The following is a 20484-nucleotide window of genomic DNA, read 5'->3' as shown; positions in this document are numbered from 1 at the left end:
CCTGGGAATGAGCACCGAGCCGACTCAGCCGTCCCTCACCGAGCGCCGCAAGGCCGCGACCCAGCTGGACATCGCGCGCGCCGCGGCCGCGCTCTTCGCCGAGCGGGGACCCGACGGCACCACGGCGGAGGACATCGCCGGCCGGGCGGGGGTGGCGCTGCGCACCTTCTACCGCTACTTCCGCTCCAAGCAGGACGCGGTGGGCCCGCTGCTCTCCGGCGGGGCCGAGCGGTGGCGGGCGCTGCTGGAGGCGGCCGAGCCCGGGGACCCGCTCGCCGCGGTCCTGGAACAGGCGGTCACCGAAGCGCTCCGGGTGCCGGGCGAGGACGGCGCCGAGCAGCTCGGCTGGACGCGCGGGCTGCTGCGGGCCGCGGCGGACGACCCGGCGCTGCGGGCCGTCTGGTACCGGGTCAATCAGGATTCGGAGGAACGGCTGCTGCCGGTACTGACCCGGCTGGCGGGCGACGGGGCGGACCCGCTGGAGGTCCGCCTCGCCGCGGCCGCCGCCACGGACGCGGTACGGGTCGCGCTGGAGGCCTGGGCGGAGACGGACGCCCCGACGGCCGGGCCCGGCTCACCCGCCGATCTGGCGGTGCGCTGCCTGCACGAACTCATCGGCGGCATGCGCCTGTTCAAGCCGTAGAGGTCGGGTCACGGGGCGAGCGAGCGTCCCATCAGTACGTCGTCGACGTAATGTCCGTCCAGGAAGAACTCACCGGGCAGCACCCCCTCGACGACGAACCCCTCGGACTCGTACAGGGCGCGCGCGGGCGTGTTGTGGCCGAGCACCCGCAGGGTCATCCGGTTCGCCCCCTCGTCGCGCGCCGCCGCGAAGGCGGCCCGCAGCAGGGCCCTGGCGACGCCCCGGCCGCGCGCCCGGCCGGCCACGGCCAGGCCCTGTATCTGCCGGACATGGGAGTTGCAGGCCAGCGGGGTCGGCGGGACCAGCCTGAGGTATCCGGCCGGGCGCGACTCGCCCGCCATCTCCTGCGTCTCGGCCACCAGGAAGTCCTCGGGCCGGTGGCGGTCGTCGAAGAACGGCGCGTACGGCGGCTGCGGCCTGGGCGCCACGGCGTGCAGCGTCGACCAGGTGGCACGGTCGAGTTCGCCGAGCGCGGCTTCGTCGAAGAGGGTGGCGGCGCGGACGCGGCAGGCCGGGGGTGTGGCGATCTCGGGCATGCGCGTCACTGTGCCACGGCGCCCCCGGCCGGGTCAGCCCGGTTTCGCCGCCCGGCACGCACCGAGGACCCGTGGGTCTGCGGGGCCACTGGGGCAGGATGGACCCATGCTGCACTCCCGTATCGCTGTCACCGGAGCATCCGGACTCATCGGAGCGGCGCTGGTGCGTTCGCTGCGCGCCGACGGGCACGAGGTGGTGCGCCTCGTACGGCACCCCGCGCGGGCCGGCGACGAGGTGGAGTGGGATCCGAAGCGGGGTTACGTCGACGTGGCGGGCCTGGTCGGCTGCGACGCCGTCGTCCACCTGGCCGGGGCCGGGGTCGGTGACCACCGCTGGACGGCCGCGTACAAGCGGGAGATCCGGGACAGCCGGGTGCTCGGGACCACGGCGATCGCCGAGGCCGCCGCCTCGCTGGACGTACCGCCGAAGGTAATGCTGTCCGGGTCGGCGATCGGCTACTACGGCGACACCGGGGACCGTGCCGTCGACGAGAGCGCCCCGGCCGGCGAGGGCTTCCTGCCGTCCGTCTGCGTGGAGTGGGAGGCCGCCACGGCCGCCGCCGAGGAGGCGGGTGTACGGACGGTGCACGCGCGCACCGGCCTGGTCGTCGCCCGCGAGGGCGGGGCCTGGAGCCGGCTCTTCCCCCTGTTCCGGGCGGGGCTCGGCGGCCGGCTGGGCAACGGGCGCCAGTACTGGAGCTTCATCGCGCTGCACGACGAAGTCGCGGCGCTGCGCCACATCCTGGACACGGAGTCGCTGTCGGGTCCGGTGAACCTGACCGGACCCGACCCGGTCACCAACAGCGAGGTGACGGCCGCGATGGGGCGGGTGCTGCACCGCCCCACCCTCTTCACGGCCCCGGCACCGGCCCTGCGGATCGCCCTGGGGGACTTCGCGGAGGATGTGCTGGCCGGCCAGCGGGTGCTGCCGGGTCAGTTGCTGGACTCGGGCTTCGTGTTCGCCTTCCCGGGAATCGACGCGGCGATCCGCGCGGCGCTGCGCTGAGCCCCGAACCGGCTGCCGCACCCGCGGGGAAGGGCTCACCCGCCGTGAATCGGACGGACATGCGACCCCGTGCAACGGTGCCCCGGGTGCGCGCGACTGCGCCTTCACCGGCCGCCCTCCTAGCCTCCTTGCGAACTCGGGCATTCCGGGGGCCTGTTGGGGGCAAAACCCTCCCAGCAGTCGCGCCGACTCGGGGAGGGGCACGTGCTCAGCACGGCACACCACGCGGACGTCGTCATCATCGGGGCCGGCATCGCCGGCCTGTCAGCCGCCCACCGATTGACCAGCGCAGGGGTAAGCGTCAGCGTCCTGGAGGCCGGCCCCCGGGTCGGCGGCCGGATGACCACCGCGGAGCTGGACGGCTTCCGGCTCGACCACCTCGGACCGCTCCTCAACACCTCCTGCCCGGAGCTGCGCATGACACCCGGTCTCGAAGGACTGGTGCTGCGCGGCTTCGCTCCCGGAGTCCTCGTCCACAGCGAGGGACGGCAGTACCGGACCGGCGATGTACGGGGCGCCCGGGGCGCATTCAAAGCGGCGCGCGCCCTCGCAAGCGCCCCCCGGCCGCCGATGGGCGGGCCGATCGACCAGGCCCGGCTGGGCGCCGCCCTGTCCCGGCTCGCCGCCACCCCGTCCGCCCGCATCCTGGCCCGGCCCGAACAGACGGCGCTCGCCGCCCTGTCCCACCGCGGCCTGCCCTCCCGCACGGTCAACGGCTTCCTGCGCCCGCTGCTCTCCGCGCTGCTCAGCGACCCCGGCCTCGGCACGTCCAGCCGGTACGCCGACCTCGCCCTGCGCGGCTACGCGCGCGGCAGGCTGTGCGTGCCCGAGGGCGGCGCGGCAACGCTGCCCGAGCTCCTCGCGGCCTCACTGCCGCCGGGCACCGTACGCACGGGTGTGCATGTCACGGCCGCCGACATCACCTCGGTCCGCACCGAGGAGCACGGCGAACTGGGCTGCCGTTCCCTGCTGCTGGCGACCGGTGCGGGCGCCGCCGCCGAGCTGCTGCCCGGTCTGCGGGTGCCGTCCTTCCACCCCGTGACGGTCCTTCACCACACCGCCCCCGCTCCCCCGCCGACCGGTACCGCGCTGCTGCTGGACGCCGACCGCTCGGGGCCGGTCGCGCACACCGCGGTGATGAGCGCCGTCGATCCCTCGCGCGCCCCGCGCGGCCGTACGCTGATCAGCTCGACGGTGCTCGGCACCCCGCCGCCCGAGCTGGACCGCACGGTCCGCGCCCATCTCGCCGCGCTCTACGGCACCCCCACCGACGACTGGGAGCTGCTGGCCGCCCACCACGACCCCGAGGCGGTTCCCGCGATGCCCGCCCCGCACGATCCGCGCCGCCCGGTGCGGCTGCTCGCCGGTCTGTACGTGTGCGGTGACCACCGTGACACCAGCACGGTGCCGGGCGCCCTGTTCTCGGGCCGCCGCGCGGCCGAGGCGATCCTCACCGACCTGGGGGTACGGCCGGGGAACGGGAGCGGGACGGCGCTGCCGGAGGCGGCGTAGGGGCGTCCTGGGCGGTTCGACGACACGCCCCTGGCTCATCCCAGGGCGGCGACCCGGTCGCGGTAGCTCCGTACCGCCGCCGCGTCCCGGTACGGCTCCAGGCGCCGCTCGAAGTCCCGTACGTACTCCGTCGCCCGCACCGACCGCATCTCCGCGGCCTGCTGGGCGGCCTCGACGCCGAGCGCGCACGCCTGGTCGAGCTCGCCGAGCCCGAGCCGGGCGGAGGCCAGTACCACCCGGCAGAACAGCCGGCTGCGGGCGTACGCCGGGGAGCGCAGCTGGAGGGAGCGCTCCGCGTGCTGCGCCGCGGCGCGGTACTGCTGGAGGTCGCGGTGGCAGTGCCCGAACTCGTCGGCGAGCTGGGCCTCGTCGAAGTACCGGGCCCAGTGCGGCACTTCGTCTCCGTGCCGGGCGATCTCCAGCGCGCGTTCGGCCCGCGCCAGCGAGGTGGTGCAGTGCCTGGCCTCGCCGAGCACCCCGTGGCCGCGTGCCTCGACGGCGTGCAGCAGGGCCTGGACCACGGGCGGCGCCGAGGAGCCGATGCCCTGCTGGGCCACCCGGGCCAGCTGCACGGCCTCCCTGCCGTGGCCGAGGTAGACCGCCTGCCGGCTCATGGTGATCAGGACGTAGCTGCCGTAGGCGCGGTCCCCGGCGGCCTGGGCGAGCCGCAGCGCCTGGACGAAGTACCGCTGGGCCAGGCCGTGGGCCGCGATGTCGTACGAGGTCCAGCCCGCCAGCCGGGTCAGGTCGGCGGCGGCCGAGAAGAGCCGGCGGCCGGTGGCCTCCCCGTACGTCCCCCGGAGCATGGGTTCCGTCTCGTGCTCCAGGTACCGGACGAGGGCCTGGCGGGCGTGGCCGCCGCCGTAGGCGTTGTCGAGGGTGCGGAAGAGCTCGCCGACCGAGCGCAGGGCGGCGACGTCTCCGCCGCTGACCCGCTGGCCGGGGCTGCGGTCGGACTGTCGCTGCCGGGGCACGCCTGGGGCGCCTGGCAGCCCCGCGCCGCCCGAGGGGGCGGGCGGTGGCGGGGCTGTGGGCGAGCCGGGGGGCGCGGACGGTCCGGAGGGCCGGGAGGGCACGGGCCCACGGGCCCGGACGACGGCGCCGGGCGCCGCCGTTCCGCCGTGCGCCCCGTACAGGCCGTGCGCCCCGGGCACTCCCCGCGCCCCGCCGGGGACTGGACCGCCGCCGGGCCGCACGGAACCACCGGCTTCGGCGACTCCCCTGGCCCCGGTGATCCCACCGGGGCCACCGGCCCCGACGGACCGGTTGATCCCGCCTGCCTCGGCGGCTCCACCGGCCCCGCCGTGCGCCTGGGGCGAGGGCTCGACGCCCCGGCCCACCCATTCGTCGGCCCGTCCGATCAGCCAGTCCCGGCTGGGGATGACGAGCCCGGCCGGGGTGAAGGCGATCTTGCGCAGCTCCGCATGGCTGCCCGAGTCCTTCCGCCACAGCCCGCTGACGATGTCGACCGCCTCCGCGGGCGTGGCCGCGAACTCAAGGCCCGCGTAGACCGGGGCGCACGCGTCGAGGCCCAGATCCTGCGCGGAGAGGCGGCGCCCGAGCCGCCGGGTGAAGACCTCGGCGATCAGCGCGGGGGTGGTCCCGCGGGGCTGCTGACCGCGCAGCCAGCGGGTCACGGACGTCTTGTCGTACCGCAGGTCCAGGCCGTGTTCGAGGCCGAGTTGGTCCACCCTGCGGGCGAGGCCGGCGTTGGAGAAGCCGGCCTCCGTGATGAGCGAGGCGAGTCGGCGGTTGGGGGTGCGCTGCGGAGGTCGTTCCGACATCAGCTGTACGGTCTCCTGCCTTCGGGGCCGGGCGGGCGGCCCTTATGGAACGGCGCGAATTTAGCGGCCTCCGCAGCGGTCACAGCCCGCTTCGCTTCACTTTCATCCGATCGTGTGAGGATTGAGGTTGGCGCTGACGGGAAGACCTGCCGGGCCATCGCCCGGGGGCCGGTCGTACAGTGGCCGGGGGCGTGATTCAGTGCATGGTGACGCGGCTCCGGGCACCCCCGGCTCCCGGCACCGCGAGTAGGAAGGCATCTGTCGTGGCTGAGCTTCGGTTCGTCCGGCTGGGATTCGGCGAGGAAGCCGTCGACTACCAGGAGGCCTGGCAGAAGCAGCGCGAGGTGCACGCGGCCAGATTCGAGGACACCGTCCCGGACACCTGTCTGCTGCTGGAACACCCTCCCGTCTACACGGCCGGGCGGCGCACGACCGACAGCGAACGCCCACTGGACGGCACCCCCGTCATCGACGTGGACCGCGGCGGCAAGATCACCTGGCACGGCCCCGGGCAGCTGGTCGGCTACCCGATCCAGAAGCTGCCCCGCCCGGTGGACGTCGTCGCGCATGTGCGCCGGCTGGAGGAGGCGCTGATCCGTACCGCCGCCGAGTTCGGCGTGGAGACCACCCGGGTCGAGGGCCGCAGCGGCGTCTGGGTGCTCGGCGACCCGGTCGAGGAGCGCCCGGCGATCGGCGGACTTTCCCTGGACTTCGACCCGCGGCTGCAGGACGAGGAGTTCGACGCCCGGCTGAACGGTCCCGAGTACGCCCCGTCCAACGCCGGCCAGCGCCGCGAGGACCGCAAGCTGGCGGCGATCGGCATCCGGGTGGCGAAGGGCGTGACCATGCACGGCTTCTCCTTCAACGTGAACCCGGACAACACCTGGTTCGACCGGATCGTGCCGTGCGGCATCCGGGACGCGGGGGTCACCTCACTGGCGTACGAGCTCGGCCGCGACATCACCATCGCGGACGTGCTCCCGGTCGTCGAGAAGCACCTTCGGGACGTCCTGGAGAACGCCGAGCTCGCCCCGCGCACCATCGGGCGCACGGACGATGCCGTGGCCACGGCATGACGCCCGGAGCGCACCTGAGGGAATAGGCCCTGCCGGCCACAGGTTGGCCACCCGTAAAGCCGTTTGAACCACGGGCGTACCCTGGTGTTCGCCGAAGAATCCAATGCAGTGAAAGCAAAGGGGAGTGCCGGAGTGTCCGCTGTCGCACCCGACGGGCGCAAGATGCTGCGCCTTGAGGTCCGGAACAGCCAGACCCCCATCGAGCGCAAGCCCGAGTGGATCAAAACCCGGGCGAAGATGGGCCCCGAGTACAACCAGCTGCAGAAACTCGTGAAGAGCGAGGGTCTGCACACGGTGTGCCAGGAGGCCGGCTGCCCCAACATCTTCGAGTGCTGGGAGGACCGTGAGGCCACCTTCCTCATCGGTGGTGACCAGTGCACCCGGCGCTGTGACTTCTGTCAGATCGACACGGGCAAGCCGCAGGCGCTGGACCGGGACGAGCCCCGCCGCGTCGGCGAGTCCGTCGTCACGATGGACCTGAACTACGCCACCATCACCGGCGTCGCGCGCGACGACCTGGAGGACGGCGGCGCCTGGCTGTACGCGGAGACCGTGCGCCAGATCCACACGCTGACCGCGGAGCGGGAGGCCGGCCGCACCAAGGTCGAGCTGCTGATCCCCGACTTCAACGCGGAGCCCGAGCAGCTCGCCGAGGTCTTCTCCTCGCGCCCCGAGGTGCTCGCGCACAACGTCGAGACGGTGCCGCGGATCTTCAAGCGGATCCGCCCCGGCTTCCGTTACGAGCGCTCCCTGGAGGTCATCACGCGGGCCCGCGAGGCCGGTCTGGTGACCAAGTCCAACCTGATCCTCGGCATGGGCGAGACCCGCGAGGAGGTCAGCGAGGCGCTCCAGGACCTGTACGACGCGGGCTGCGAGCTCATCACGATCACGCAGTACCTGCGGCCGTCCGTGCGCCACCACCCGGTCGAGCGCTGGGTGAAGCCGCAGGAGTTCGTGGAGCTGAAGGAGGAGGCCGACGAGATCGGCTACTCCGGCGTGATGTCCGGGCCGCTGGTGCGTTCCTCGTACCGCGCGGGCCGTCTTTTCCAGCAGGCGATCGAGCGCCGCGGCGCCGTCGCCCCGGCGCCCACCGTGTGAATCCGAGCACAAGAAGCTACCGCTCGGTAATAGCTGTTTCGACGCGGCCCGTACGCTCCCCGCAGGTCGGGGGCGCGTATGGGCCGCTTCGGCGTGCGCGGCGCCCGTATCAAGGTTTCATTGGTGTTTGACCGACCGGTCATGCGCTGGTAACACCGAGCAGTGACGCTGGGTGCACACGGCGCGGTGGCCGGCGGCAGCCGTCCGGGCCGCCGCCGCCCCCGCTTCCCGCACCCCAGCGCACGCCACCCACTCCGCGCAACGCAGTCCCGGGCAGTTCGGCCCGGGCAGCTGAGTCCACGCAACTCAGTCCGCACATCCGCTCCGAGGAGATTTCCACGATGCAGGCCGTGCCGGTACGCGCCACCGCCATTCCTTCCGTCACCGATGCTCTCCGTGCCGTCGAGTCGCTGGTTCTGGGCAGCGGCCAGCGCACCGCCCGCCGCAACGCCTGGACCGCCGTCCTGGAGGACCGGCGCCGGGCCAAGGACAGGGTCGAGGCCGAGCACGTACTGGAGGCCGCGGCCGACCACCGTTCCTAGGCCACGTAAACTTCTGTACATGGCGAGGAAGGCAAAAACTGAAGGCGCGGACAGCGCCGAGAACGCGGGGCGGCTCAAGCAGATCGCCCTGACCTACAAGATGGCCAGGCGGTCCGACCCGAAGGTCGGTCTTGTCGTCGCGGGCGTGGGAATCGTCACCTTCGGTGTCCTCCTCGGAGTCGGCTTCCTGATCGGCCACCCGGTCTACCTGGGCATCCTGGGCTTCGTGCTGGCCCTCCTCGCGATGGCGATCGTCTTCGGACGGCGCGCCGAGCGTGCCGCCTTCGGGCAGATGGAGGGGCAGCCGGGCGCCGCGGCGGCGGTGCTGGACCGTGTGGGCCGCGGCTGGACCACGACGCCCGCGGTCGCGATGAACCGCAGCCAGGACGTCGTCCACCGTTCCGTCGGCAAGGCGGGCATCGTGCTGGTCGGCGAGGGCAACGCGAACCGGGTGAAGCTGCTGCTCGCGGCCGAGAAGAAGAAGATGGCCCGCGTCCTGGTCGACGTGCCGGTGCACGACTTCATCATCGGCAACGACGAGGGCCAGGTGCCGCTCAAGAAGCTGCGCACCAAGATGCTGAAGCTGCCGCGCGTCCTCACCGGCCCGCAGGTGACGGCCGCCAACGACCGGCTGCGCGCGATGGGTGACCTGATGAGCAACATGCCGCTGCCGAAGGGCCCCATGCCGAAGGGCATGCGGATGCCGCGCGGCGGAAAGATGCGCTGACGCCGTCGGACGTACCAAGAGGCGGGGCGCGAACCGATCCGGTTCGCGCCCCGCCTCTTCGTCTGCCTCTTTGCTTCTTCGGCTTCTCCGCCTCGGGTGCGGGCCCGGTGCTAGATGCGGACCTGGACGGCGCGGGCGAGCCGGTCGTGCAGGCCGCGGCCGTCGCGGTCCCAGACCAGGGCCGGGATCACCAGGCACAGCAGCACGCTCCGGACGACCACCCGCCCGAACGTCAGCCGGCCGCCGTTCTCGGCGACGACCCTGATGCCCAGGATGCGCTTGCCCGGCGTACAGCCGATGGTCCCGACGGTGAGCACGCTCAGTACGAGGAAGATGCCCACGGCCCAGTTCCCGGCCGCCTGCTGGTCACCGCGAGCGAACAGCCCGTATGCGATCAGCAGGCACAGGGCCCAGTCGATGAAGATCGCGCCGAACCGCCGGCCGAGCGGCGCCACGGAACCCGGCCCCTGCTCGGGCAGGCCGAGCCGCTTGCCCCGGTAGCCGAAATCGGCCCCCATCTCCTCGGCGGCCGCGCGCGGCCCGGAGAGCCACGATCCGATTGCTTGCCTGTTGTCCACCCGAACACGGTACTGCGCCCGCTCTCCCGCCCGGCCGGGCGGGTGCCGCTCCAGGCCCCCGGAGCGGCCGGAACACGGGTCCGTAACCGGTCACGAGGCGCCGGTCACACCCGGCTCGGTTAACTTCTGCGAAACAAATGGGTCATGCTTGAGAAATCCGGTCTGCCTATGGTCGGGTCCAGCGTGTGCCACCGCACTGGCCGCACCACGAGCTACAACCCCGTCCCTCCCGGGCCGGGAGTAGGAGGAGTTGGATGTTCCAGAACGCCGACGACGCGAAGAAGTACATCGCCGACAATGACGTCAAGTTCATCGATGTCCGGTTCTGTGACCTGCCCGGTGTGATGCAGCACGTCACCGTCCCGGCGGCGACCTTCGACCCGGCCGACGAGCTTGCCTTCGACGGCTCGTCGATCCGCGGCTTCCAGGCCATCCACGAGTCCGACATGGCGCTGCGCGCGGACCTGTCGACCGCCCGTGTCGACCCCTTCCGCCGCGACAAGACCATCAACATCAACTTCTTCATCCACGACCCGATCACCGGCGAGCAGTACAGCCGTGACCCGCGGAACGTGGCCAAGAAGGCCGAGGCGTACCTCGCCTCCACCGGCATCGCCGACACCGCGTACTTCGGTCCCGAGGCCGAGTTCTACGTCTTCGACAACGTCCGTTTCCAGACGTCGGCGAACGAGAGCTTCTACCACATCGACTCCGAGGCCGGCGCCTGGAACACCGGTGCGGTCGAGAACAACCGCGGCTACAAGGTCCGCTACAAGGGCGGTTACTTCCCGGTCCCGCCGGTCGACCACTTCGCCGACCTGCGCGCCGAGATGTCCCTGGAGCTGGAGAACAGCGGCCTCCAGATCGAGCGCCAGCACCACGAGGTAGGCACCGCCGGCCAGGCCGAGATCAACTACAAGTTCAACACGCTGCTCGCCGCGGCCGACGACCTGATGCTCTTCAAGTACATCGTGAAGAACGTCGCCTGGCGCAACGGCAAGACCGCGACCTTCATGCCGAAGCCGATCTTCGGCGACAACGGCTCGGGCATGCACGTCCACCAGTCCCTGTGGGCCGGCGGCGACCCGCTGTTCTACGACGAGCAGGGCTACGCGGGTCTCTCGGACATGGCCCGCTACTACATCGGCGGCATCCTCAAGCACGCCCCGTCGCTGCTGGCGTTCACCAACCCGACGGTGAACTCCTACCACCGCCTGGTCCCCGGCTTCGAGGCCCCGGTCAACATGGTGTACTCGCAGCGCAACCGCTCGGCCGCGATGCGCATCCCGATCACGGGCTCCAACCCGAAGGCCAAGCGCGTCGAGTTCCGGGCCCCGGACCCGTCGTCCAACCCGTACCTGGCCTTCTCCGCGCTGCTGATGGCCGGCCTCGACGGCATCAAGAACAAGATCGAGCCCGCCGAGCCGATCGACAAGGACCTGTACGAGCTGGCTCCCGAGGAGCACGCGAACGTCCAGCAGGTCCCGACCTCCCTCCCGGCCGTCCTGGACGCGCTGGAGGCGGACAACGAGTACCTCCAGGCCGGTGGCGTCTTCACGTCGGACCTGATCGAGACCTGGATCGACTACAAGCGCACCAACGAGATCGCCCCGATCCAGCTGCGCCCGCACCCGCACGAGTTCGAGCTGTACTTCGACCTCTAAGGAGCGGGTTCCCGACCTCTGAAGAGCGGGGCCGGGTGGCTGAGGCCGGACGCACCACACACAGATCCATGAGCCCTCATCGAGAAATCGATGAGGGCTCATGGCTGTCGAGGCCGACGATCAACTATCGGACGCGGGACACCGGCAGGGGGCTCGCGCCTGCGCCGGCCCGGACCGGCCGCCTGCAGGAAAAGGGAATCACTGAGCCGGCATCGTCACTGGTTGCTCGCCGGTTCCGGTGCCGGGTTGCATAGTCCCCGTCGCGGTGCCGGGAGTGGTCGTGCCACCACCGGTACCCGGGGTGGTCGTCCCACCACCAGTACCCGGGGTAGTCGTCCCACCACCAGTACCCGGAGTGGTCGTGCCACCGCCAGTACCCGGGGTAGTCGTCCCGCCAGTGCCCGGGGTGGTCGTGCCACCGCCGGTACCCGGGGTAGTCGTCCCACCACCGGTACCCGGGGTAGTCGTCCCACCACCAGTACCCGGAGTGGTCGTCCCACCAGTACCCGGAGTGGTCGTCCCACCAGTACCCGGGGTAGTCGTCCCACCAGTACCCGGAGTGGTCGTCCCACCAGTACCCGGGGTAGTCGTCCCACCAGTACCCGGGGTAGTCGTCCCACCAGTACCCGGGGTAGTCGTCCCACCAGTACCCGGGGTAGTCGTCCCACCAGTACCCGGGGTAGTCGTCCCACCAGTACCCGGAGTCGTCCCACCACCGACCGTGTTGCCGCCGCCGACCGTGTTACCGCTGCCCGCGATGACGGAGCCACCGATGGTGGAACCGATGATCTGGTTCAGGTTGTTGACTGTCTGATTGGTGACCTGGTTGATCACCGTCTGCGACAGACCGAGAGTTCTCCCCGTGGCCTGCGCCGCAGCTACGCCCTGTGCCGCTGCCTCCTGCGGAGAGGCCCCCCTGGCTCTCGCCGCCTGTGCCGCGCTCGTTCCGGCAGCCGCAGCAGTGGCCGCACCCGCGACGGTCGATGCCGCTGATCCGCCCCCGACACAGGCCACGGGGCCTACGGAGAAGCTGCCCGTGCCCGTTACGGCGGCCGGTCCTACACGACCGTCAGAAGAAGGGCGCAGCACCATCCCCCCAGGGGATACGACGAACAGCGCGTTGGGATCGAAGTTCTCTCCGGTCAAGGTGCTTGCCACAACCCGGCACGTCTGGGTCGGGGCAGCGGAAGCAGGAGCGACAGTGGTCGCAGCCAGCCCCCCGACGAGCGCAACTGTCGCGGCGGAACTCAGGACGACTTTACCTCTCACGGTTTTCCCCTTTCCGGCACTGTGCTTTCTTGCTGTTCCCGTCACATTGTCATCGTGATCAGCGGGCCTCAGCCATGGCACGACTCCGGCGTGACGCTGAAGCAACGACGGGACCGACAGCAACAATTCCAGGCGGAATCCTGGAATCCCTCCTCCCCAAGCTTGCGCGTTCTCCTCGCGGATGTCGCACCGAGAGATTTCCCGGATTCAACCAGTCATGGCCGGGGAGTTGAGAAAGGTGCCGTACGAGACGCCGACCGGGGAACGTGACACGGCCGAAAAAGACGGACCGGCAGGAGAACGGGCCGAACGATACGATGGTCGTCGACGCCCGCTTCCAGCTCTGCGAGCAGTTCTGGTTCTACGAGAATCGTCCCCGTCGAGCCATGGTGCTGGTGCCGCTGAAGCCCCGGCATGCCGATGGGGAACTCCAGTTCACCCCGAGCCTTTGAGCTGATGGACATGAAGAAGACAACCTTGCGGAACATCGGTGCCGCCGCGGCGGCTTCCTTCCTGACGGCCGGCATCCTGGGCACATCGGCGAGCAACGCCATCGCCTCACAGCAGAATTTCCAGGTCGCGCCTTCGGAACTCAGGTGCTACACACTCATCGACAATCCGAATGAGGTCGTCTGCTACCGGGTTTCGCAGCGGGCTCTGAATACGGGAAGCGAGATCGTGTTCTTCCCCTTCCTCATCCAGGTGCCCACGCCTTCGAATCCCCCGGCTCCGGTCGTCGTGAGTGTTCTGCCGCCGGATCTGATTCCAGGGGATTCCTCCAACGGCGTGTGACGGTCGCGCGCTGTCGCGGTCCGATCAGTGCCGCAGAGCCCGTCCCACCTCGGCCTCGACCTCTCCTGACAGCTTGCGGTTGCTGCGGGCCGTGGCCTCCTTGGACGCCTCGGGGCCGACGTCGTCGACCGTCACCACGACCGTGTCGAGCAGATTGCCGCTCCCGTCGCGGAAGTTGACCTGCACCGCGTACGACTTCGCGGAGTCGGAGCTGTTCTTGACGGTGACCTTCACGGTGGCGCGGCCGTCGCCGTCGGTGCCCGGCTTTCCCAGCTCGACATCGCTCCTGGCATTCACGCCGTTCTTGAAGTTGTTCAGCTTCTCGCCCGCGGCGGCCGTCGCCGAGGCCACCACGTCGGCGCCCCGGGATGCCGCGGACGCCGCGGCGGACGCGGCCTTGGACGCCGTGCTGGAGGCGCTGCCGCCGTCGTCGGAACAGCCTGCGGCCGTCGACAGCACGGCCGTCGTCAGCAGTACGGCCCACAGACCTCGCGCGGCTTTCCTCGTCATCGTGCCTCCCAGCACTCGCCACCCCCCTTCGCCCATCGCCCCAGTCAAAGGGGCGGCGGCCCCGGCCGCATGCGGTGTACGCCGGTCGGGTGAGCGGAGAGGGCGGCATCGATTCGCGGTGCGGCACGGGGCGGTCGAGGCTGGAGGCATGAGCGACCAGAGGCCGGGCGGCGTACCGGAAGCGGTGCGGCGCCGGAGGCGGTGGCCCTGGGTGCTGCTCGTGGTCGTGCTCGCGCTGGCCGGTGGTGGCGCCGTCGCCGTCGGGACGGTCGCCGGTGCGCTGTCGAGGGAGGGGACGAAGCCGCTGCGGATCACGTACGAGGTCACCGGCACCGCCAAGGACGTCACCGTCACCTATCCCACCTGGCGCGACGGCGACCTCTCGACCGCGCGGCTGACTCTGCGGACGCTGCCCTGGACCGGGGAGACCCGGACCAGGGGCTTCATGAGCGGCGGTTCCTTCGCCGTCACCCTCGGGGCATCGGGCGGCGAGGTCGCCTGTGCGGTGACGGTGGACAACGGGACCGTTCGGACGGCCACGGCCTCCGGGGCCTTCGCCACGGCGGCCTGCGGCGGGTTCTGAACCGGGTCCGTCGCCGCCTGTACATGGCCGTGCTGTACGTGGCCGTGTCCCCGGGTCGCGTACAGGGCTCGGGGACACGGCCGTCGGGTGCGCCGGACGTCAGCGGCCGTAGCGGATCAGGGCGCGGACCATGCGGCAGGTCGTGTCGGACGGCGGGTGGATGCCGATGCGCTCGGCGGTCGCGCATATCCTGTCGTCGGTCGCGGTCGACGGGTAGTAGACGCCCGTGTCGAGCAGGGCGATCGCCAGGCGCATGGCCTTCAGGCGGCGGTTGTGGGAGATGTACCACTCGCGGGGCCGGCCCGCGGGGAGCGGCTTCTTCATCAGGGGCTTGTGGAGCGGCTCGGTCGTGACTGCGGCAACGGCCATGGGCAACCTCCTGGCATGGTCGTGGAACCCTCACCAACTGCCTTTATTTTACTGCCCGGCACTGACAATCGGCGCTGGCCAGAAGGGCTTTCGGGTCGTCCCTCGCGTACCTTTGGCCCCATGGAGATCTGGATCAATCCCGCCTGTTCCAAGTGCCGCAGCGCGGTGCGGCTGCTCGATGCGGAGGGTGCCGAATACACCGTCCGCCGCTATCTGGAGGACGTGCCGTCGCCGGACGAGATCCGGGCCGTGCTCGACCGGCTCGGGCTGGAGCCGTGGGACATCACGCGGACGCAGGAGGCCGACGCGAAGGAGCTCGGGCTCAAGGAGTGGCCGCGCGAGGCCGGTTCGCGCGAGCGGTGGATCTCGGCCCTCGCCGAGCACCCGAAGCTCATCCAGCGGCCGATCATCACCGCGGACGACGGGACCGCCGTCGTGGCGCGAACGGACGAGGCGGTACGCGAGGCGCTGGAACGCTGAGCGTCCGCGGGCGGCCCGGGCGCCGCCCCGTACGCAGGCCCGTCAACCGAGGAAGTCCTCGATCCCGCGGTTCAGTTCGCCCGCCGTCGGCCCGTACAGCGGCAGCGTGTGATGCGTGGCGCCGGGAATCGTCGCCGTCGTCACCCGGGGGAGCAGCCGGGCCGCCCCGGCGGCGACGCGGGCCGGGTCGTGGGCCCGGCCGCGTTCGGCGAGCAGGATCAGGGTCGGTACGTCCAGTGCGCTCAGGGCCTCCGGGGCGGGGCGGGGCCCGGTGACCGGGCGGGCGGACGGAAAGCCCGTGGCCGCGTCGCGCAGTCGCAGCCAGGCCGGGTCGAGCGCGGCGCCGCCCGTCTCCCACCTCAGGAAGGCCCGCGTCCGCTTCGCGCTCGGCCGGATCAGCATCGGCAGCGCGTGCAGCAGGTAGCCGGGCCGGAAGCCGGTGAAACACTGCGTCGGGTCCACCAGGACCAGGTCCGAGACGCGGCGGGGCGCGTGCAGGGCGTAGTGGAGGGCGATCCAGGCCCCGTAGGAATGCCCGCCCAGCGCGGTGCGGTCGGCCCCCAGCCCGTCCAGCACCCCGTCGAGCCAGGACGCCAGGTCCGCCACCGTACGGATCGGGCGCTCCCCCGCGACGCTGCGGCCCGGGTCACCGATCAGGTCGACGGCATGGACGCGGTGGGTACGGCCCAGGTGGGCGGCCTGGGCGTACCAGACGGTGGAGGTGGCACCGCCCCCGGGCAGCAGCACCAGGGGCGGGGCGCCGGCGGGGCCGCAGCTGTTGACGCGGGTGGTGCCGTACGGGGTGGTGACCTGGGCGTACGTCGTCCCGGCGGGCCAGCCGACGGCGAGGACCTCGTCGTATGCCTGGTGGAACGACGTGTGTGCCGACGTGGATGTCATGGGTGCCTCCCCGGTCGTACCGCTCCCGCTGGATCCGCCGCTCCCGAATATTATCTCGCTCGGCGAGATAATAGACTCGGTGGAACGGAAGGAGCGCCGATGAGCGAGCGGGGTCCGGAACCGGGACCGGAACTGGAGATCGTGCATCTGCTGCGCAAGGTGTCCGTCGAATTCGGGCTGCGCCAGGCCGAGTTCGCGGCCCTCCATCACATGCACAGCACCGATGTCCGCGCCCTGATCTGCCTTTTGGACGCGGGGCGGGCGGGGACGGACGCCACCGCCGGGTGGCTCGGCGCGCAGCTCGGGCTCAACTCGGCGGGCACCACCGCCGTCATCGACCGGCTGGAACGGCTCGGCCATCTGACCCGCACCCGTGATCCGCGCGACCGGCGGCGCGTGCTGCTGACGGTCGACGAGCGGGCGGTGGAGCTGGGATGGGCGTTCTTCGGACCCCTGATCGAGAGCACGGTGGCGGTGCTGCGCGGCTTCGACGAGCGGGAGGCGGCCGCCGTCCGGCGCTTCCTGCTCGCCGCGCACCGGGCGGTGACCTCGGCCCCCTGACCACCGGGGCGCCCCCCCGTCCACGGCTCGGCGCCCCGGGGCCGGGGCCCGGCCGGAGCTCCGCCGGACGCCGATGCAGCGGGCGCCGCGGCGGAGCCGTCGCCGTCCTACGCGTCCGTCTGCTTCTCGGCCTCCGCCAGCAGCTCCGTCAGGCGCAGCCCGAACCGTACGTCGCAGGGGTGCGGGTCCCCCGTACGCACCGAATGGATCAGCGCGTCGACCGCCGACCGGAAGCCGGCGACGGGATCGGACCACCGCGGCAGGGTGGCCGTTCCCTGTTCGCCCCGGAGTTCGATCTCCGTGGCGGCCGCGGCCACGGGCGCGCCCAGTGCGAGCGTCACCGTGCTGGACGCGCCGGAGGAGTGGCGGAGGACGAGATGCGTGGTGTCGGACGGGCCGCGGGCCGCGGTCAGCCGGGTCACGTCGCCCAGCACCGGGATCAGGACCGACAGGACGTGCGGGCCGACGTCCCACAGGCCGCCCTTGTCGCGGCGCCACGGCGAGGCGGCGTACTCGTTCGTCGCGCCCGGGGCGAACAGCGCGCCGATCCACTCGGCACGGGCGGTGAACCAGCCGTCCACGGCGGCCTGTTCCTCGATCCAGGCGGATGTCTCGGCCGCGAACCTCAGGGTGCAGAAGACGACGGAGGCGATCCCGGTCTGCTCGGCGGCCCGGACGACCTCACGGGCGCCCGCGACGGTGGTCGCGACCGGCTTGTCCAGCAGCAGATGACGGCCGGTGGCCGCGGCGCGGGCGGCGAGCGGGGCCTGGACGTCCGGCGGCAGGGCGAACGCGACGGCGTCGCTGGCGGCGAAGAGCTCGTCGATGCCGGCCTCGCCGCTGTACGCCGTGGTGCCGTGCGCGGCGGCCAGTTCCTCCGCGGCCTCGGGGCGGCGGCCCCAGACACCGCTCAGTGCGACGCCGGGGTGGGCGGCGAGGGCGGGGGCCTGGGTGTTCCGGGCCCAGGGGCCCGTACCGACGAGGCCGATGCGCAGGGGGGTCGGGGGAAGTGTCGTCATGGGGCAAGTCTGCCGGGTCGGCCGGGCCCACCTCGTATTGAGTTGGCGCGGGGCGCTTTCGGTGGCTACGTTTGCGGGGCCGGCCGCGGGACTCCGGCTGCGACTTCCGGGACTTGCCTCTGAAGCACTGATTTCGCTGTTCGCGCCCCCATTCCCCGGCCGGCGCTCCGCCCGGGTGCACGGCGGCGCGTGACTCCACGGGGGAACCATGACCACCAGCACCGGAACCGACGCCGGCCTCGTCGCCGCCGAGGACGTGCTGCTCTTCGTCAATGCCGCGATCACCGCGACCGGACAGCGCGAGTTCCGTTCATCCGCGTACGAGCAGCAGCTCTCGCTGGACTTCCTCCACGAGTACGTGCGGGTCAACTACCGCCGGGTGTACGCCGCCGCGCTCGCCCTCGACATCAACGACCACAACGCCGCGCTCGTCGTGCGGGGCCTGCTGGAGCACGCCGCCGACGCGAGCGCCGAGGAGAAGCGCACCGAGGGCCGGCTGATCGCCGCCCGGCTGGCGAAGCTGCCGCCGCAGCGCGTGTACCGGCTGTTCCGGGCGCTGCGCGCGGCCGGGGTGAACAACCGGCGCACCCGCGCGATCATGCGGGACTGGCTGGCCGCCCGGCCCGACCCGGCGCACGACGCGGTGAAGTACCGCTCCGGGCTGAAGACCGCCGCCCGCCACGTCCACCTCCGGTTCGGCGGAGCCGGGGAGCCGGACGAGACGGGGGACTTCCTGTTCCGGCCGGGGCACCGGACGAGCTACCGGCACGGGCTGCTCGACGCCTGGCGGCGGGCCCACTACGAGCAGGGGGCCGTCGAGGAGCTGCCGTTCACCGTCGCCGAGGGCCTCGCCGCCCGGCGCGGGATGAAGCGCGAGGTGTTCCTGGAGCGGATGGCGCCGCGGATGACCCGGCTGGAGCGGCTGCGGACCCTGGGGCAGCGCGCCGCCGGGGACGGCGCGCTGCTGCCCGCGGATGTGGACCTGACCGCGATGCCGCTGACCCGGCTCACCCTGTACGTCCTGTCGCTCGGCTTCGAGGCACGCGGTGCGCACCGCGCGGAGCTGACCCGTGCGCTGCGCACGGCGGCCCGGCGTGCGGCGGGCCCGCACGCCGGGGGCTGGGGCCGGGTCGCCGCCGTGCTGGACGACAGCTACTCGTCGTCCGGGTCGGGCGAGAAGCGGCGCCGGCCGCTCGCCGTGGCGCTGGCCTGCCACTTCCTGCTGGAGGCGCTCGCCGCGCCGGGCGCGTACACCCCGCTGTGGACGTCGGGTCGCACCGATCCGCTGCTGGTCAGGCCCTGGGGGCCGACCCCGCTCGGCACCCGTGTGCTGGACGCGCTGGAGCTGGGCCCCGACCGGCTGGTCATCGTCTCGGACGGCTGGGACAACGCGCCTCCCGGACTCGCGGGCGAGGTGCTGCGGGTCTGGCGGACCCGGCTCGATCCGGACCGGCGCACGGCGGTGGTGCATGTGAACCCCGTATACGACGCGGACGGTTTCGATGTGCGGCGCCTCGCGCCGGGCGTGCCCACGGCGGGTGTCCGGGACGCGGAGGACCTGCCGGCGCTGGTGGAGATCGCGGGGTTCGCCGAGGGACGCACGGGTGCGGCGGCGCTGTACGCCTATCTGGACCGGCAGGTGGCACGTTTCGTGAGCGACGACGGGGCAGGAGCGGCATCGTGAACAGGCTCGAAGCGACCGGGCTCACCACCCGCCCCGCCCAGGTGTGGGGCGGCATCCGGCTGGTGCCGCTGGTGCGCGAGCAGCCCGTCGAGGGGCTGCGGCTGCACGAGGAGCTCTACGTGGATCACGGGCACGGTGTCGTGGACGTCGGACCGCGCACGCACTACGCCTCGGTCATCCCGCACGGCTTCGTCGCCGACTGGTCCGGCGAGGGCGAGCAGTCCGCCGCGTACGGTACGCAGCTCGGCGCCGCGGCGGACTCCGGGGCCGGGAACCGGCCGGCGCCCCGGACCGCGCGGCTCCACCGCCACCGCCACCACCGGATGGCGAAGCGCCGGCCGGGCGACCGGCTGCGTTTCCTGCCGCTGCACCTCGCGCTGGAGGGCTATCTCGCCCTGCATTTCGGCGGCCCCTCCGTCGCCTGGGAGGAGTGGTCGCGGCAGGCGCTGCGCGACGGGCTCTCGCCGCGCGCCGAGGACGCGTACATGGGGTGGTCGGTGCGCGGGCTCGGTGACGCGCTGCGGGTCTTCGAGATCCATCCCGGCCAGTGCGGAGTGATGGTGTATGCGGCCGACGCGCTCGCTGCGGCGTTCGTGCTGCCGCACCCGGACGACTACCGGCTGCTGCACCCGTCGCTGGTCGAGGACCTGTACGGCGAGCTGATCCACCAGTACGCGCTGTACGGCGCTCCGGTACCGGAGTTCACGGCGCGGATACCCGACGGTCCGGGGCTGCGGTCACTCGCCGCGCTGCGGGCGGCGGCGCGGGAGTGCGAGCGGGAGTGGGCCGAGGCGCACGACACCCTGTTCGCGGGTGAGCTGCTGGACAGCTCGTACGCGTTCGACCGGGTGTACCGGATGGGTTCGTTCACGCTGTGGCGGTTCCTGCCGCCGTTCCGGACGGGCGGGGCGGGGCAGCACATCGGTGAGACGATCACCGATCACAAGGGGCAGGTCGCGTACCTGAAGACGTTCCGGCTGTCCGAGGCCCAGATCAGGCGCGGCCATCTGCTGCACCGGCTCGCCGACGCGGACTGGCGGCTCGCGGAGGCGGCCCGGGCGCTGGGCACCACGGAGGAGGAAGTGGTCCGCCGGATCCGCGCGGCCGGCTTCGAGTCGCTGCTCAGGGCCCGCGCGTGAACGCGGAAAACC

General features: G+C 72.1%; 22 protein-coding genes. 15 read left to right on the top strand and 7 right to left on the bottom strand.

Annotated features, from left to right (window positions below; translation table 11 throughout):
- The first annotated feature begins 7 nt into the window (after nucleotides 1-7).
- Entirely contained in the window at nucleotides 8-643 is a 636-nt protein-coding gene (locus tag ACWCPY_RS04100; protein WP_451262755.1) for a TetR family transcriptional regulator, read from the top strand.
- An 8-nt stretch (nucleotides 644-651) separates the two neighbouring features.
- Here the strand turns inward: ACWCPY_RS04100 and ACWCPY_RS04095 are convergent, their stop codons facing one another.
- On the bottom strand, nucleotides 652-1179 hold the full coding sequence (locus ACWCPY_RS04095) for an N-acetyltransferase family protein (RefSeq protein ID WP_451262754.1): 528 nt from the start codon (nucleotides 1177-1179) through the stop codon (nucleotides 652-654).
- Between the two features lie 106 nt (nucleotides 1180-1285).
- Between ACWCPY_RS04095 and ACWCPY_RS04090 the strand changes: the two genes are divergently transcribed.
- Together ACWCPY_RS04090 and ACWCPY_RS04085 are read left to right on the top strand one after the other, a co-directional pair.
- Nucleotides 1286-2185: a TIGR01777 family oxidoreductase gene (locus tag ACWCPY_RS04090; RefSeq protein ID WP_451262752.1), complete on the top strand. Its 900-nt coding sequence runs from the start codon at nucleotides 1286-1288 to the stop codon at nucleotides 2183-2185.
- A 204-nt stretch (nucleotides 2186-2389) separates the two neighbouring features.
- Entirely contained in the window at nucleotides 2390-3697 is a 1308-nt protein-coding gene (locus ACWCPY_RS04085; protein WP_451262751.1) for an NAD(P)/FAD-dependent oxidoreductase, read from the top strand.
- Nucleotides 3698-3732: 35 nt separating this feature from the next.
- Here the strand turns inward: ACWCPY_RS04085 and ACWCPY_RS04080 are convergent, their stop codons facing one another.
- Nucleotides 3733-5481 (bottom strand): regulator, encoded by a 1749-nt coding sequence (locus ACWCPY_RS04080; protein ID WP_451262750.1) that lies wholly within the window; start codon nucleotides 5479-5481, stop codon nucleotides 3733-3735.
- Nucleotides 5482-5744: 263 nt separating this feature from the next.
- On the opposite strand from ACWCPY_RS04080, the gene lipB reads away from it, so the two are divergent.
- The 4 genes from lipB to ACWCPY_RS04060 all read left to right on the top strand — a co-directional run bounded on the left by lipB (nucleotide 5745) and on the right by ACWCPY_RS04060 (nucleotide 8924).
- Nucleotides 5745-6557, top strand: a complete 813-nt coding sequence (gene lipB, locus ACWCPY_RS04075) for a lipoyl(octanoyl) transferase LipB (protein ID WP_451262749.1) — start codon at nucleotides 5745-5747, stop codon at nucleotides 6555-6557.
- A 132-nt stretch (nucleotides 6558-6689) separates the two neighbouring features.
- On the top strand, nucleotides 6690-7655 hold the full coding sequence (gene lipA / locus ACWCPY_RS04070; RefSeq protein ID WP_451262748.1) for a lipoyl synthase: 966 nt from the start codon (nucleotides 6690-6692) through the stop codon (nucleotides 7653-7655).
- A gap of 341 nt (nucleotides 7656-7996) precedes the next feature.
- Nucleotides 7997-8197, top strand: coding sequence for an SCO2195 family GlnR-regulated protein (locus ACWCPY_RS04065; protein ID WP_451089145.1), 201 nt, complete (start codon nucleotides 7997-7999; stop codon nucleotides 8195-8197).
- A gap of 19 nt (nucleotides 8198-8216) precedes the next feature.
- Nucleotides 8217-8924 (top strand): DUF4191 domain-containing protein, encoded by a 708-nt coding sequence (locus tag ACWCPY_RS04060; RefSeq protein ID WP_451262747.1) that lies wholly within the window; start codon nucleotides 8217-8219, stop codon nucleotides 8922-8924.
- A gap of 110 nt (nucleotides 8925-9034) precedes the next feature.
- Here ACWCPY_RS04060 and ACWCPY_RS04055 read toward each other — a convergent pair whose 3' ends face one another.
- Nucleotides 9035-9502: an RDD family protein gene (locus tag ACWCPY_RS04055; protein WP_451262746.1), complete on the bottom strand. Its 468-nt coding sequence runs from the start codon at nucleotides 9500-9502 to the stop codon at nucleotides 9035-9037.
- Nucleotides 9503-9756: 254 nt separating this feature from the next.
- Here ACWCPY_RS04055 and glnA point away from each other — a divergent pair, with 254 nt between their 5' ends.
- The 3 genes from glnA (at nucleotide 9757) to ACWCPY_RS04040 (ending at nucleotide 13227) form a co-directional block, all read left to right on the top strand.
- The gene (glnA, locus tag ACWCPY_RS04050; RefSeq protein WP_326765192.1) at nucleotides 9757-11166 is read left to right on the top strand and encodes a type I glutamate--ammonia ligase; all 1410 of its coding nucleotides are present in this window, start codon (nucleotides 9757-9759) and stop codon (nucleotides 11164-11166) included.
- Nucleotides 11167-12701: 1535 nt separating this feature from the next.
- Entirely contained in the window at nucleotides 12702-12887 is a 186-nt protein-coding gene (locus ACWCPY_RS04045) for a hypothetical protein (protein WP_451262745.1), read from the top strand.
- Nucleotides 12888-12891: 4 nt separating this feature from the next.
- Nucleotides 12892-13227 (top strand): hypothetical protein, encoded by a 336-nt coding sequence (locus ACWCPY_RS04040; protein WP_451262744.1) that lies wholly within the window; start codon nucleotides 12892-12894, stop codon nucleotides 13225-13227.
- 24 nt (nucleotides 13228-13251) lie between these two features.
- Here ACWCPY_RS04040 and ACWCPY_RS04035 read toward each other — a convergent pair whose 3' ends face one another.
- Nucleotides 13252-13737, bottom strand: coding sequence for an FxLYD domain-containing protein (locus ACWCPY_RS04035; protein ID WP_451262743.1), 486 nt, complete (start codon nucleotides 13735-13737; stop codon nucleotides 13252-13254).
- A gap of 148 nt (nucleotides 13738-13885) precedes the next feature.
- On the opposite strand from ACWCPY_RS04035, the gene ACWCPY_RS04030 reads away from it, so the two are divergent.
- A complete protein-coding gene (locus ACWCPY_RS04030; protein ID WP_451262742.1) occupies nucleotides 13886-14320 on the top strand; it encodes a hypothetical protein in 435 nt (144 codons plus the stop codon).
- Between the two features lie 99 nt (nucleotides 14321-14419).
- Here ACWCPY_RS04030 and ACWCPY_RS04025 read toward each other — a convergent pair whose 3' ends face one another.
- Nucleotides 14420-14689, bottom strand: a complete 270-nt coding sequence (locus ACWCPY_RS04025; protein WP_451262741.1) for a hypothetical protein — start codon at nucleotides 14687-14689, stop codon at nucleotides 14420-14422.
- Nucleotides 14690-14809: 120 nt separating this feature from the next.
- On the opposite strand from ACWCPY_RS04025, the gene ACWCPY_RS04020 reads away from it, so the two are divergent.
- Nucleotides 14810-15169: an arsenate reductase family protein gene (locus ACWCPY_RS04020; protein WP_451262740.1), complete on the top strand. Its 360-nt coding sequence runs from the start codon at nucleotides 14810-14812 to the stop codon at nucleotides 15167-15169.
- Nucleotides 15170-15211: 42 nt separating this feature from the next.
- Here ACWCPY_RS04020 and ACWCPY_RS04015 read toward each other — a convergent pair whose 3' ends face one another.
- Nucleotides 15212-16069 (bottom strand): alpha/beta fold hydrolase, encoded by an 858-nt coding sequence (locus tag ACWCPY_RS04015; protein WP_451262739.1) that lies wholly within the window; start codon nucleotides 16067-16069, stop codon nucleotides 15212-15214.
- 99 nt (nucleotides 16070-16168) lie between these two features.
- Between ACWCPY_RS04015 and ACWCPY_RS04010 the strand changes: the two genes are divergently transcribed.
- Complete coding sequence (locus ACWCPY_RS04010; RefSeq protein WP_451262738.1) at nucleotides 16169-16630, top strand: MarR family transcriptional regulator; 462 nt, start codon at nucleotides 16169-16171, stop codon at nucleotides 16628-16630.
- A gap of 107 nt (nucleotides 16631-16737) precedes the next feature.
- Here ACWCPY_RS04010 and ACWCPY_RS04005 read toward each other — a convergent pair whose 3' ends face one another.
- Nucleotides 16738-17649, bottom strand: a complete 912-nt coding sequence (locus ACWCPY_RS04005; protein ID WP_451262737.1) for a Gfo/Idh/MocA family protein — start codon at nucleotides 17647-17649, stop codon at nucleotides 16738-16740.
- 208 nt (nucleotides 17650-17857) lie between these two features.
- Here ACWCPY_RS04005 and ACWCPY_RS04000 point away from each other — a divergent pair, with 208 nt between their 5' ends.
- Both ACWCPY_RS04000 and ACWCPY_RS03995 read left to right on the top strand, forming a co-directional pair.
- Nucleotides 17858-19333: a hypothetical protein gene (locus tag ACWCPY_RS04000; RefSeq protein WP_451262736.1), complete on the top strand. Its 1476-nt coding sequence runs from the start codon at nucleotides 17858-17860 to the stop codon at nucleotides 19331-19333.
- A complete protein-coding gene (locus ACWCPY_RS03995; RefSeq protein ID WP_451262734.1) occupies nucleotides 19330-20472 on the top strand; it encodes an ARPP-2 domain-containing protein in 1143 nt (380 codons plus the stop codon). The genes ACWCPY_RS04000 and ACWCPY_RS03995 overlap by 4 nt, the downstream gene beginning before the upstream one ends.
- The last annotated feature ends 12 nt before the right edge of the window (nucleotides 20473-20484 follow it).

Source organism: Streptomyces sp. NPDC002403, from assembly GCF_053593015.1.
This window is presented reverse-complemented; position numbering and strand designations above follow the sequence as displayed.

Excerpts from the sequence above, each read along its gene's own strand:
- ACWCPY_RS04100 (WP_451262755.1), top strand. The coding sequence starts at position 8 with ATGAGCACCGAGCCGACTCAGCCGTCCCTCACCGAGCGCCGCAAGGCC.
- ACWCPY_RS04095 (WP_451262754.1), bottom strand. The coding sequence starts at position 1,179 with ATGCCCGAGATCGCCACACCCCCGGCCTGCCGCGTCCGCGCCGCCACC.
- ACWCPY_RS04090 (WP_451262752.1), top strand. The coding sequence starts at position 1,286 with ATGCTGCACTCCCGTATCGCTGTCACCGGAGCATCCGGACTCATCGGA.
- ACWCPY_RS04080 (WP_451262750.1), bottom strand. The coding sequence starts at position 5,481 with ATGTCGGAACGACCTCCGCAGCGCACCCCCAACCGCCGACTCGCCTCG.
- ACWCPY_RS04065 (WP_451089145.1), top strand. The coding sequence starts at position 7,997 with ATGCAGGCCGTGCCGGTACGCGCCACCGCCATTCCTTCCGTCACCGAT.
- ACWCPY_RS04060 (WP_451262747.1), top strand. The coding sequence starts at position 8,217 with ATGGCGAGGAAGGCAAAAACTGAAGGCGCGGACAGCGCCGAGAACGCG.
- glnA (WP_326765192.1), top strand. The coding sequence starts at position 9,757 with ATGTTCCAGAACGCCGACGACGCGAAGAAGTACATCGCCGACAATGAC.
- ACWCPY_RS04040 (WP_451262744.1), top strand. The coding sequence starts at position 12,892 with ATGGACATGAAGAAGACAACCTTGCGGAACATCGGTGCCGCCGCGGCG.
- ACWCPY_RS04035 (WP_451262743.1), bottom strand. The coding sequence starts at position 13,737 with ATGACGAGGAAAGCCGCGCGAGGTCTGTGGGCCGTACTGCTGACGACG.
- ACWCPY_RS04030 (WP_451262742.1), top strand. The coding sequence starts at position 13,886 with ATGAGCGACCAGAGGCCGGGCGGCGTACCGGAAGCGGTGCGGCGCCGG.
- ACWCPY_RS04025 (WP_451262741.1), bottom strand. The coding sequence starts at position 14,689 with ATGGCCGTTGCCGCAGTCACGACCGAGCCGCTCCACAAGCCCCTGATG.
- ACWCPY_RS04020 (WP_451262740.1), top strand. The coding sequence starts at position 14,810 with ATGGAGATCTGGATCAATCCCGCCTGTTCCAAGTGCCGCAGCGCGGTG.
- ACWCPY_RS04015 (WP_451262739.1), bottom strand. The coding sequence starts at position 16,069 with ATGACATCCACGTCGGCACACACGTCGTTCCACCAGGCATACGACGAG.
- ACWCPY_RS04010 (WP_451262738.1), top strand. The coding sequence starts at position 16,169 with ATGAGCGAGCGGGGTCCGGAACCGGGACCGGAACTGGAGATCGTGCAT.
- ACWCPY_RS04005 (WP_451262737.1), bottom strand. The coding sequence starts at position 17,649 with ATGACGACACTTCCCCCGACCCCCCTGCGCATCGGCCTCGTCGGTACG.
- ACWCPY_RS04000 (WP_451262736.1), top strand. The coding sequence starts at position 17,858 with ATGACCACCAGCACCGGAACCGACGCCGGCCTCGTCGCCGCCGAGGAC.